This is a genomic window from Cytobacillus sp., from assembly GCF_964223445.1.
In the GTDB taxonomy this organism is placed as follows: domain Bacteria; phylum Bacillota; class Bacilli; order Bacillales; family Cytobacillaceae; genus Cytobacillus.
Map to the genome: position 1 here is coordinate 126460 of NZ_CAXQGS010000051.1, position 11261 is coordinate 137720.

Consider the following 11261-nt stretch of genomic DNA (forward strand, 5'->3'; position numbering starts at 1 on the left):
TAAAACAGCTCCTTTGCTATCATATCACAAAGGAGCTGTTCTTCAGTAGACTATAGACTAAGTTATGGCTTCACAGATGCCGTTTTTGCTCTGCTTTGTTTTTTTCTGAGTGCAGACTGCCTGGCTGCTCCATAACCCGTGAAGTCCTGGGCTTCTTCATCCCATAAGCGGAATCGAAGGGACTTCAGGCTGGTCGAAAGCGTAATGGTCGGTACATTCTGGAGCTCAAATGTATTATAATGTGCGCTTTCTAGATTATAGTTAGGCACGCGCGGGCTTAAGTGATGAATATGATGGAACCCGATGTTCCCGGTCAGCCACTGAAGCACTTTTGGAAGCTTGTAAAAGGAGCTTCCTTCTACTGCCGCTTTTACATACTCCCACTTATCATCTTCTTCAAAATAGGAGTCTTCAAATGTATGCTGTACATAGAAAAGCCAAATTCCCGCTGCTCCGGAAATTAGAAAGATTGGTCCTTGCACCATCAGGAATGCTTCCCATCCGATGGCCCAGCACATGAACGCATACAAACCAGCGATGGCTGCATTTGTAAGATAAGTATTGATGCGTTCATTCTTTCTTGCCCCTTTTCTGTTAAATCGGTTTTTCAACAAAAATACATAAATCGGGCCTAACCCTAACATGACGAACGGATTGCGGTAAATGCGATAAGCTGCACGTGTCGGCCATGACGCATCCTGGTATTCTTTCACAGTCAGTGTCCAGATATCTCCTGTACCACGCTTGTCCAGATTACCGCTGGTTGCATGGTGAACATTGTGGTCATGCTGCCATTGGTGATAAGGGAAAATGGTAAGGATCCCTGTGAATGTGCCAACGATTTTGTTTGCTTTGCGATTTTTGAAAAAGGAATGGTGGCAGCAATCATGGAAAATGATGAAGATCCTGACCAGAAAGCCTGCTGCAATGACAGATATGCCAAGCGTCAGCAGGTAAGAAATGCTCAGGCTCTTATAAGCAAGGAACCACAGCAGGAAAAAAGGTCCCAGTGTATTGACCAGCTGCATGGTGCTGCGTGTTAAATCTGATTTTTCATATGGTGCCATTTGTTTTTTTAAGTTGAGTTGTTTTTCTTTAGAAGTCATTTTTTAATTCCCTTCTTCATGACGTTAACCTTATGATAAAGGGTTTTCAGAAGGTTTTGTAGACATGAGTGTCATGTACAAACCATGATAAATGTCATGGTTGCCTGGAAAATTGTGATGAGATCCTATAAACAGGCTATAATTTTTATGTTTCATTAAAGATTTTTTTATTTTATAGGATTATTTTGCCTCGCACATGACTTCTAATTCCGAAGGACATAATGAAATTGATATTAAATAAAAAGGAGAGTTTATGTATGCACAATCATAATCAACACGGCAAAACGAATATTGATTCACCCATACAAGCTTCTATTGAACAGATTTGGCAGAACATATGCGGAGGCTGGGATCAATTTAATCAATCAGCCGTACAGGATTTTTTAAGCCAATGTGAGGAAAAAGGCATTGATTCCCAATTCGCAATGAGCTGGATTGAAAAATTTAAGGATAAGATTCCAGATTGGCAGACAGTTTCCAAAGTATCTCTTGAATGGATGAATCAGCATACATCTGCTGGATCTCCATTATCGAATGAAACCTTTAAATAACCACATATGCAAAAGAATGCAAGAGCCCCTGGCATTTTACCAAGGGGCTCTTTTTTTAATGAGGAATATTTGGATTAGGCATTTGCCCTTGAGCAGGAGCATATGCATTTAACATTTGCTGCATATCCTGCTGTGTAAACTGAGGTACCTGGTAATAATGATGTTTGTTTTGATAAATCGAAAGTTCATAAGCCATCTCAATGCAATTTGGGACTGAATCAGCCAGTACTCTACGAACAACAGGATTTGTTGTTTCGAGTGCAGCCATTGTTTTCATGGAAGCGGCCGATTTTAATGCTCCCAGAAGGCAGCCGGAAACTGTTTCTTCATTCATTTCGGAGATAGATTGGATTGGCTTCTTTGGCTGAGCAGGCTTTAAACCATAAATAAAATCATTATCCTGGTTCATTTTATAGCTCTGGGTTGGTTTAGAAGGATCTTTACCTGTCTGGAAGCATTCCAGTGTAGTATTGTACTCCTCTTGAATAAATTGATATTGGCGGTCCATTAGACTTGCCAGTTCCTGATCTTGTACGTGCTGACGCAAAAGTGAGTATGTGTTTAATGTGCCGACTGTACCTGATAAAACTTCATGAACATCTAGAACTTCATGTGCTCCATGGTTGAGCTGCTGAGGTATATTTCCCGTATGCATGTTTTGATGCATTTGGTTAGACTGAATTTCCATTTTGATTCCTCCTTTTTTATTAACAATCTATATCATGCAGAATTTCACAAAGAAATATCCATGGTATGGGAAATAAAATAAATAAAAAAAGCAGTTCGATTGAACCGCTTTTTTAGTTTGCTTCCTCAATTTTTTCTGCCAATAAGAATAGATATCTGTAAATTAGATTGTAAGCTTCGTTTATGGTCATATCTTCTTTAAAGCCCTCCAGGTCATCCAAAGCAAAATTGAGTTCCCATAACCCATCTTGCTGGTTAAACATTAAATCAAATGTTGCTGAATCACCTTGTAATGTCCTTTTTAAATATGACCTTATTGCTTCTGCTTTCTTCTTAGGCAATTTAAGTCCAAGCATGACATCATAGTTTCGGAACAGGTCATCGAATTCAAATGAGATGGCTTCTGCCCCAATAATCCCAAACCATTCAGACTCAAGGTACATAAACTCTTTAATGTTTTTTACAAAATAATCGATAGGCTGGTTTAGAAAATCGAAAGTCTCCTGTGAGAGGACTTCTTCTGTTTCCTTGTTTCCTCTCTCTATATAAGCATTTGCAAAGCGGGTTTCAGGATTTTTGACTATTAAAGTTTCAGCATTTGATAATAGCTGATGCTTTTCAGCAAATTCCTTTTCTTCTTTGTATATTTCGTTTTCTGGTTTTTTAAGATGATTTTCAATCCGTTCTTTTAACATATTGTTCCTCCTTAAATTATGGTCACCTTCCGCGTCTTTTTGACATGTCACTCACAGTTTTAGGCGCTGAAGTCTTCTTTTTGGATTGTGATTTACTGCGGTTTACATTACCAGCTGAATTCAACGGTTTGGATTTTTTCCTTTGGCTTTTTCTGCTCTTTGTTGGGGAAGTTTTGCCTTCATTCTTTTTTCTGTCTGCATCGTCCCAATTATCCTTTTTCTTTCTTCCACGTGAAGATGGGCTTTTTTGCAGGTGAGAGTTTTTTTCTGGTGGCCTGGATGGCTTTTGCTTTTCCTGGCTTTTGCCAAGGTTCTGCCTTGATATTGAAATGTTCAGCCCTTTTTCAATTGCTTCGAGAAGCGGTTTGTCTGCGGATGAATAAAAAGTGATTGCAAGCCCCTTCATGCCAGCTCTTCCCGTTCTTCCGATGCGGTGAACATAGCTTTCCGGATCCAGTGGAATATCATAATTAAATACATGTGTGACACCTTCCACATCAAGTCCCCTTGCTGCTACATCAGTTGCTACTAATAGCTGTAATTCTGCGTCCCTGAATCGTTTCATCACTTGTTCCCGTTTGGACTGGGATAAATCCCCGTGCAGCTCATCACTTTGGAAGCCATTTGATTTTAGTACATCATTAAGCTTGCTGACCCTGCGTTTGGTCCGGCAAAAGATGACGGCTAAATAAGGTCTATGAGTTTGAATTAATTGCATGAGTGTAGCCTGCTTAGCACGGTCGATCGTATGTATGGCGATTTGCTTTACTGAATCTGCCGGTCCCTGTGTTTTTTCAACTTGAATATACTGTGGTTCTTTCAGGTGTTTTCTTGCCAGTTTTTTTATTTCTGCTGGAATTGTGGCTGAAAATAGCATGGTCTGCCTGCTTTCGGGAGTCTCATTAATTATATCTTCCACTTCTTCCAGAAAACCGATATGCAGCATTTGATCGGCTTCATCCAAAACTAAAAAATCTGTCTTTGATAAATCAATAGTTTTTCTATTAATATGGTCGAGCAGCCGTCCGGGAGTTCCGACAACAATATGGACATTTTTCTTTAGTTTGTTCAGCTGTTTGTCTACATCCTGGCCGCCATACACAGCTAAAACCTCTATATCATCAGCCGCAGTCAGTTTTTGAACTTCTCCCGTGATCTGCAGGGCTAATTCTCTTGTGGGTGTAACAATCAGTGCTTGTATATGGGATGCTGCCGGCTCCAGCTTTTCAAGAATCGGCAGGATAAAAGCAAATGTCTTTCCTGTTCCGGTCTGTGCCTGGGCAATGATATCCCTTCCCTCCATTAAAGCGGGAATGGCTTTCTCCTGGATGGGGGTAGGATTCCCGATGCCAGCCTTAAGCAAAAGCTCGGTTCGTTTTTTTGAAATGCCAAGTGTTAAAAAATCCTGCAAATAAGACCCTACTTTCTTTTCTTTGGATAAAATGCACCTTATTAATATTGGGTGTTTGATGACAAAATAGCAAGAGTATTCTTTTCTTATGAATGAATGAGAAAAACCCAAGCAGCCGTAATGTCCGCATTGGGTTTAGCTGCTTTATGATTTTCAATCCCAATCCCGTGTCGGCTCTTTCTCCTCCGCCATTTCCATTCCATAAGCAAGGCGGGGGTTCAAGACGGCTTCCTCCCGGTTATCCTGGTGATTGGAAGCTGCGGTTTTTAGCAAATAGCGGTGGATAAAGACTTCGGAAAAAGTGATAATTCCTGCCGCAATGATGCTTCCCCATGCGATTTGCAGGTAGCTGTTAAGCAGCACACTCCCAAACACCCATACAGATGCATAAACCAGGAAAAAGTCTGCAATAAGGGCATTCCGGTTTCCCAGCCTTGGAAGTATGATGCGGTCTCCGAGTAAATAAGACATGACTGTTACCAGAAGACTGAAAGAAACAATATCCGCCAATGAGGCATCGAAGAATAAATCAAGTGCTATGGCAAAAGCAATCAAGCTTGCTGCTGATTTAAGGATAAAAATGAGTGTTTTGTTCATAAGAGCTCCTCCTTTTACCATAGCTTTCATCAATCTTCAAATTCCCATTCATTTTCCGTTCATCCGCTGCAAAAACAATTTTTTCAAAAAAATAAACAACTTGTTCAGTGTCCCTCAATATAATGGCAGTAATAGGGATTACATTTTAAGTTAAAGGTTGTGGAAGAGTGATACTCCGAGACAAAATACTTAATGTGGTGATAATAGGTGAATGCTGAATATACATTTCAAAATCTTCAGGAGAGGAATATGACTTTTGAGCAGGTATTCAACCATATCTTACTTTTTATAAAGCGAAATCCTGATGGGAACTTCAGGCTGATGATTGGAACAGATTCACAGGTGCATTGCAATCGCACTGTGTTTATAACCGGGATTGTGATTCAAAATGAGCGAAAAGGCGCCTGGGCATGTATTCGAAAAACCGTTATCTCCAGGAAAATGCTGCACCTTCATGAGAGAATCTCCTATGAAACCTCGCTGACTGAAGAAGTGGTCTCTTTGTTTACAGAGGAGTACAAAGACAAAATGTTTGATATCGTTCTTCCATTCCTTTACAAAGGCGGTTCGTTTTCTATGGAAGGACATATGGACATCGGATCAGGCAAAAGAAACAAAACGCGGGAATTTGTGAAGGAAATGGTCTCCAGGATCGAATCGATCGGCCTAGAGCCAAAAATAAAGCCGGAAGCTTTCGTAGCCTCCAGCTATGCTAACCGATATACGAAATAAAAGAACTCAAGTTAATGAGTTCTTTTCAATGAGAGACAAACTAAACGCCAGCATGCTCCCTGTATTCCTGTTCCGCTTTTAATGCAACAGTCTCTGTCAATTCTGCAGTAATTTCCGGAAGAGCTGTATTTAGCAATGAGTTAGCCACTTTGGCCATCATTCCCTCGGCTGATATTTCAAGTGACCCTGTCATGATGTTAATATTATTGCTGCCTTTTTCCGCAAGAAAATATCCATGTCCAGTAAACTTCTCATTAAGCCCTGTTAATTGAAAGGTCACCTTTGTGGGCTCCTGCCAGCTGGTTATAGCCACTTTTAATTCAATCTTTTTCTTAATAATCCCCATATCGCTTTTAAAGCTCCAGGTTGATTCTTTGTCACTTAGTATCTCATGTGCAATATAACCGGGTACTAAGGGTGCCCAGTTCCCAATATCACTGACAAAGTTCCAAATTGCCTCAACCGGTATGTTTACTTCAGCCTGATGTGCGCAGCTTGCCATTTTTACCGCCCCTTTAAGACTTTCTTAGTTGTTTTCCATGAATATCTATTCGTAATGGACGGGTAAAATTCATAAATTTAATGATTCGCCCAGTTGCCAAGCTAATATTAACCATCCTCATCTCTGAATGAGCCGAATAATAAGAAGAATTTAAGTGAAACTTATAATATTGTTAAAAGACACTTTCCATAAATTTAACAAAATTTATTCGCAATCGAGAACAAAATCTCAGAACAGGAGTGCTAAAAATGAAGGCAGTAACCTATCAGGGACCAAACCGGGTAGCTGTGACCAACGAAGATGACCCGAGGCTGGATAAAAAGGATGACATTATTGTCAGGATTACTTCCACAGCATTATGCGGTTCTGATTTGCATCTGTATCAGGGGAATATGCCGCTGCCGGAAGGATATATTATTGGTCATGAACCAATGGGGATTGTGGAGGAAGCCGGGCCTGAAGTAACCAAAGTAAAAAAAGGCGACAGAGTGGTCATTCCCTTCAATGTTTCCTGCGGAGAATGTGCATACTGCAAGCAGGACCAAACAAGTCAATGTGACAATTCAAACCCGCATTATGATTCAGGAGGCTATTTTGGGTATACTGAAAAATTTGGGAATCACCCAGGGGGCCAGGCGGAATATTTAAGAGTCCCCTTTGGCAATTTCACTCCATTTCTTGTACCCGAATCATGCGAGCTTGAAGATGAATCACTGCTGTTTTTATCTGATGTCCTCCCTACAGCTTATTGGAGTGTCGTGAACGCAGGAGTTAAAAAAGGAGATACAGTCATTGTACTGGGCTGTGGTCCTGTTGGATTAATGGCACAGAAGTTTGCCTGGATGGAAGGTGCAGAACGTGTCATTGCCGTGGATTATCTGGATTATCGGATGAATCATGCCAAGGAATCAAATAAGGTCGAGGTATTTGAATTCACAAAGTATCCTGATATGGGAGAGCATTTAAAGGAAATTACACACGGAGGCGCTGACGTTGTTATTGACTGTGTTGGAATGGATGGCAAAAAGTCACCTCTGGAATTCATTGAACAAAAGCTGAAGCTTCAAGGAGGTACGCTCGGGCCAATACAGATTGCAGCTAAAGCGGTAAGAAAAACAGGAACGGTTCAGCTTACAGGTGTTTATGGGGCTAACTATAACATGTTCCCGCTGGGTGCCTTCTTCGCCAGGAATATCAATTTGAAAATGGGACAGGCTCCTGTTATTCCATTCATGCCCATGCTGTATGAAAAAATTGTCAATGAAGAATTCGATCCGAAAGACATCATTACCCATAAAATTAATCTTGAAGACGCAAGTCATGGATATAGAATTTTCAATGGCCATGAAGACAATTGCATAAAAGTAGTTTTGAAGCCCTAATACTTAAAAGCCTGCTGTCTTGCCAGCAGGCTTCTTAAATGGAATGAGGGATATTACCTTCTATAGTAATGAAACCTTCTTCTTGAACGTGAAGAATGACATTCATCACAGATTTGATATTCGTGTTCCCAGGGCAATTTTTTGCCGCATTTTCTGCATTTTCTTGAGAGCTCTTTAATATCGGTTTTCAGTCTCTCGTGAACATGGTCGCTGATCTCTTCCCTTAATCTTTCCCAGTATAACGCTTCTGTTCTCTGTTCAAGACGATACAGGAACAGCAAATGCAGGCCAATTGCTTTATAAGTCAATTCCAGCTCTTCCAAATTCCGGTTCTTGATTCTGGGCTCAGGAAGCTCCTCCCCATCAATAATGGCATACATGGTTTCTTCCCATTGACGGACAAGATCATGTTCTTTTTTGGAGAATGGCAGATGGAGAAAACCATATAAGTCCATTAGGCCAAGCTTTGCTTCAATTTCTGTGCCGCGTATCCTTTCATACAGGTCTCTCTCCTCTGTTAATGCCGCTTTTTTGGTTCCTCTGGGGCTCTCAAACTTATCCCAAAGCTCAAAGAATGATCCGAGATCACGGTAATACCTTTGGAATCTTTCAAATACTGTATTTGTTGGGGCTATGGCAAAACTGTGGACTGGGGCATCCTCCATTTCAAGCAGGGCCTTCATTCTTTTAATATCTTTTGTAAAAGCAACTTTCCCTATGTTGTAAAGCCCTTTTCGCCCTGCCCTTCCAGCAATTTGCTTAACTTCCTGTGAAGTAAGGGTTCTCCTTTTCGTTCCGTCAAACTTATCATTTTCCAAAAAAACAATTCTCCGGATAGGCAGGTTGAGTCCCATCCCAATGGCATCAGTGGAGACGATGACGGAAGTTTCTCCATTTATAAAACGCTGGACTTGTTTTTTTCTGGTTTCAGGAGGCATCGCTCCATAAATCATACTTACTGAGTGCCCTTCCTGCTGCAGTCTGGAGGCAGTTTCAAGTACTCTCTTCCTTGAAAAACAGATGAGTGCATCGCCTTTTCGCACATGACTGAATTTGAATTCCTTTGCTTCGACCTCAAGAGGAATATCCCGGCTGTATTCATTCAGTTCAATATTTGCTTCGCCAAGAAGCTGGAGCATCATGCTTTTAGCGCTGCGGCTGCCAATGATATGGACTTCATTGGCATTTGCCTTGGTAATTGCTTTATACCAGGAAAAGCCTCTGTCTTTATCCGTGATCATTTGGGCTTCATCAATGACAATGACGTCATAATAGTCCTTTTCATAGAACATTTCTACGGTGCTTGAAAGATGCTCAGAACCGGCAACTGACTTCTCCTCTTCGCCGGTTTTCAAAGAACAGGGTATCCCTTCGCGGTTCAGTTTATCATATACTTCGAGTGCCAATAGCCTTAAAGGTGCCAAATACATGCCGCTTTGGGCCGATTTCATTCCTTCAAGGGCATGATGTGTCTTCCCTGTATTAGTTTCACCAATATGAAGTACATACCTTTTGGCCCGTTCTACAGAGGGGCTGTATTCCTGCCCGAATATGTATTCGAGCATGCGTTCCTCTTCTTCTTTCTTCCGCTGCTGCTCAGCCAGTTCTTCAGCAATTTTTCTGTCCCTGTCAGCAATATCCTTCTCGAGCAGAACTTTATGGACTTCAGGGTCAAACGGTATATCCGCAAGCCTCAGCAGATCTTCAATATATTCCTCCTGAATGCTTTCAAAAAAACTTTCATCAAGATCCTGAAGAGTATGGGCCATTAACTTCTTCACCGACTTACCGGTAAGAGGTTTCTGATAAGCGTCTTCATATTCCTCGAATAAATGATGCGGAAGGTTTTGAAGGACGAACGATTGCAGAGAATCGGACAGAAATCCCGATATATGGTTCTTATAGACATAGTAATAGGCTTCATATTCAAAATAGCCTTTGCCCCCATACAAGGCTTTATGAATATTTCCAGTCAGCTCCTCAAAGAATTCCCCCATTACTGTATAATCACCTGCATCAAAGCTGCCTGTCTCCTCAAGTTTTTCCTCTAGAGCAAAGGTATCCGCTTTTTGATATCGTATCTTGTTTCTAAAATCGGAGGCCAGCTGCTTTGAAGCCTTATGTCTGACATGAAGATATAGAAGGCTATAATCTCTTTCAATAATTTCATCCATTTTCTTTTCAATATCTTCGCCGATTCGATACTTCTTTCGCTGAAGAAGCTCCTCTTCTGCTTTCTGCAGATAATGAGCCCGTGCATTCTCATAGCGCTCAGCCCAAGCTTCATTATTGCTTTCAAATAGGTCATTAAGCCAGTCCAAACTGTTAAAAGGCTGATAATCCCTCATTTCAGTCCGGAAGAGGTGATTAATTATTTTCCTGTCTGCATTTTCTGTGTCATACCCTTTTTCACCTAGATATTTCTTTTTTTCATGCTTGGATATTTTGGCAGTGATTTTATTCAGCCACACATTTACCCAGATTTGATCGATATAATGAAATCTTTCAGAAAGATATTCCTTATAGGATGGCATCGGCTCTTTACTTCCCAGATAGCGGTCGGCATCCTCCAGGATTTTTATTTTTGTATGCTCTGCAGCATTATTGTAAATCTGTTCAAGCTGATTCATGGTCCGTTCCCCTTTAAACATCACCAAATCGTGATGAAATCATTATGACTTAGGTTATGTATGAAATCGAAAATTTAAGTAGTCTTCATTTTACCATCTTTTGAAAAAATATCATTGACATAAAACTTGAACCAGCATATAATTTATTTAGAATTAAAATATCTTGAATTCAAAACAAATGAATTCGAACTATTGGAGGAGAAAAATATGGCTAAAACAAAATGGGCAGTTGATCCTGCGCACAGCAGTGTGGATTTTTCTATCAAACATATGATGATCGCTAACGTGAAAGGCAGCTTTAATAGCTTTGATGCAGAAATAACTGCAGATCCTGCAGATTTAACAACTGCTGATATTTCTTTCAATGTTTCACTTTCAAGTGTTGATACACGCAATGAAGATCGTGACAATCACCTGCGTTCTGCTGACTTCTTTGATGTTGAGAACCATCCGAAAATGACCTTTAAATCAACAGTCATTGTAAACAAAGGTGATGATGAATATGATGTTACCGGCGATCTTACTATTCATGGTGCAACAAATACAGAAACCTTTACTGTGACATATGAAGGGTCAGGCAAAGATCCTTGGGGCAATGAAAAAGTCGGTTTTACTGCTGCTGGAGCAATCAAGCGAAGCGACTATGGCTTAACATGGAATTCAGCCCTTGAAACAGGCGGAGTACTTGTTGGAGATAAAGTGAAAATTGACCTGCAGATACAGGCAGCAAAAGCAGAGTAAGAGCGAAAAAGGGCAGGTTTACCGGCGAAACGGTATCCTGCCCTTTTCTAATGTTTTATTGATCGGCTAATAGCGTGGCTATTTTGTCCTCAATAACTTTACCTTCACTCCCATCAGTTAAGTTATTCAGAATAATAGAAAAGATAAGCTCTTCCCCGCTGGATGTCTTAACATATCCTGATAATGAACTGACTGTTGAGATGGAGCCAGTTTTTGCAGATCGGAAG

General features: G+C 40.7%; 12 protein-coding genes. 4 read left to right on the forward strand and 8 right to left on the reverse strand.

Going from position 1 to position 11261, the window contains the following annotated elements; genetic code table 11:
• Positions 1–62: 62 nt before the first annotated feature.
• Positions 63–1106, reverse strand: coding sequence for a fatty acid desaturase (locus ACEQ1T_RS09000; protein ID WP_370222554.1), 1044 nt, complete (start codon positions 1104–1106; stop codon positions 63–65).
• A gap of 257 nt (positions 1107–1363) precedes the next feature.
• On the opposite strand from ACEQ1T_RS09000, the gene ACEQ1T_RS09005 reads away from it, so the two are divergent.
• Positions 1364–1657: a hypothetical protein gene (locus ACEQ1T_RS09005; protein WP_370222556.1), complete on the forward strand. Its 294-nt coding sequence runs from the start codon at positions 1364–1366 to the stop codon at positions 1655–1657.
• 55 nt (positions 1658–1712) lie between these two features.
• Here ACEQ1T_RS09005 and ACEQ1T_RS09010 read toward each other — a convergent pair whose 3' ends face one another.
• From ACEQ1T_RS09010 to ACEQ1T_RS09025, 4 genes are all read right to left on the reverse strand, one after another.
• Positions 1713–2345: a spore coat protein gene (locus tag ACEQ1T_RS09010; RefSeq protein WP_370222557.1), complete on the reverse strand. Its 633-nt coding sequence runs from the start codon at positions 2343–2345 to the stop codon at positions 1713–1715.
• Between the two features lie 112 nt (positions 2346–2457).
• Complete coding sequence (locus tag ACEQ1T_RS09015) at positions 2458–3039, reverse strand: branched-chain amino acid aminotransferase (protein ID WP_206839845.1); 582 nt, start codon at positions 3037–3039, stop codon at positions 2458–2460.
• A 22-nt stretch (positions 3040–3061) separates the two neighbouring features.
• On the reverse strand, positions 3062–4450 hold the full coding sequence (locus tag ACEQ1T_RS09020) for a DEAD/DEAH box helicase (protein WP_370222559.1): 1389 nt from the start codon (positions 4448–4450) through the stop codon (positions 3062–3064).
• A gap of 153 nt (positions 4451–4603) precedes the next feature.
• Positions 4604–5047 (reverse strand): YndM family protein, encoded by a 444-nt coding sequence (locus tag ACEQ1T_RS09025; RefSeq protein WP_206839843.1) that lies wholly within the window; start codon positions 5045–5047, stop codon positions 4604–4606.
• Positions 5048–5296: 249 nt separating this feature from the next.
• On the opposite strand from ACEQ1T_RS09025, the gene ACEQ1T_RS09030 reads away from it, so the two are divergent.
• A complete protein-coding gene (locus ACEQ1T_RS09030) occupies positions 5297–5779 on the forward strand; it encodes a ribonuclease H-like YkuK family protein (protein WP_370222561.1) in 483 nt (160 codons plus the stop codon).
• Positions 5780–5819: 40 nt separating this feature from the next.
• On the opposite strand, the gene ACEQ1T_RS09035 is transcribed toward ACEQ1T_RS09030, so the two are convergent.
• A complete protein-coding gene (locus tag ACEQ1T_RS09035; protein WP_370222563.1) occupies positions 5820–6281 on the reverse strand; it encodes a CoxG family protein in 462 nt (153 codons plus the stop codon).
• Between the two features lie 248 nt (positions 6282–6529).
• On the opposite strand from ACEQ1T_RS09035, the gene ACEQ1T_RS09040 reads away from it, so the two are divergent.
• On the forward strand, positions 6530–7663 hold the full coding sequence (locus ACEQ1T_RS09040; protein ID WP_370222565.1) for a zinc-dependent alcohol dehydrogenase: 1134 nt from the start codon (positions 6530–6532) through the stop codon (positions 7661–7663).
• A 53-nt stretch (positions 7664–7716) separates the two neighbouring features.
• On the opposite strand, the gene ACEQ1T_RS09045 is transcribed toward ACEQ1T_RS09040, so the two are convergent.
• The gene (locus ACEQ1T_RS09045; protein ID WP_370222567.1) at positions 7717–10293 is read right to left on the reverse strand and encodes a helicase-related protein; all 2577 of its coding nucleotides are present in this window, start codon (positions 10291–10293) and stop codon (positions 7717–7719) included.
• A 207-nt stretch (positions 10294–10500) separates the two neighbouring features.
• Between ACEQ1T_RS09045 and ACEQ1T_RS09050 the strand changes: the two genes are divergently transcribed.
• Positions 10501–11034 (forward strand): YceI family protein, encoded by a 534-nt coding sequence (locus tag ACEQ1T_RS09050; RefSeq protein WP_370222569.1) that lies wholly within the window; start codon positions 10501–10503, stop codon positions 11032–11034.
• Positions 11035–11089: 55 nt separating this feature from the next.
• Here the strand turns inward: ACEQ1T_RS09050 and ACEQ1T_RS09055 are convergent.
• The coding region (locus tag ACEQ1T_RS09055; RefSeq protein WP_370222577.1) for a D-alanyl-D-alanine carboxypeptidase at positions 11090–11261 on the reverse strand (172 nt) is incomplete at its 5' end.

What these genes read in the sequence shown, in the direction of transcription:
- ACEQ1T_RS09015 (WP_206839845.1), bottom strand. Translation starts at nt 3,039, where the DNA reads ATGTTAAAAGAACGGATTGAAAATCATCTTAAAAAACCAGAAAACGAA.
- ACEQ1T_RS09040 (WP_370222565.1), top strand. Translation starts at nt 6,530, where the DNA reads ATGAAGGCAGTAACCTATCAGGGACCAAACCGGGTAGCTGTGACCAAC.
- ACEQ1T_RS09045 (WP_370222567.1), bottom strand. Translation starts at nt 10,293, where the DNA reads ATGAATCAGCTTGAACAGATTTACAATAATGCTGCAGAGCATACAAAA.
- ACEQ1T_RS09030 (WP_370222561.1), top strand. Translation starts at nt 5,297, where the DNA reads ATGACTTTTGAGCAGGTATTCAACCATATCTTACTTTTTATAAAGCGA.
- ACEQ1T_RS09025 (WP_206839843.1), bottom strand. Translation starts at nt 5,047, where the DNA reads ATGAACAAAACACTCATTTTTATCCTTAAATCAGCAGCAAGCTTGATT.
- ACEQ1T_RS09005 (WP_370222556.1), top strand. Translation starts at nt 1,364, where the DNA reads ATGCACAATCATAATCAACACGGCAAAACGAATATTGATTCACCCATA.
- ACEQ1T_RS09050 (WP_370222569.1), top strand. Translation starts at nt 10,501, where the DNA reads ATGGCTAAAACAAAATGGGCAGTTGATCCTGCGCACAGCAGTGTGGAT.
- ACEQ1T_RS09035 (WP_370222563.1), bottom strand. Translation starts at nt 6,281, where the DNA reads ATGGCAAGCTGCGCACATCAGGCTGAAGTAAACATACCGGTTGAGGCA.
- ACEQ1T_RS09000 (WP_370222554.1), bottom strand. Translation starts at nt 1,106, where the DNA reads ATGACTTCTAAAGAAAAACAACTCAACTTAAAAAAACAAATGGCACCA.
- ACEQ1T_RS09010 (WP_370222557.1), bottom strand. Translation starts at nt 2,345, where the DNA reads ATGGAAATTCAGTCTAACCAAATGCATCAAAACATGCATACGGGAAAT.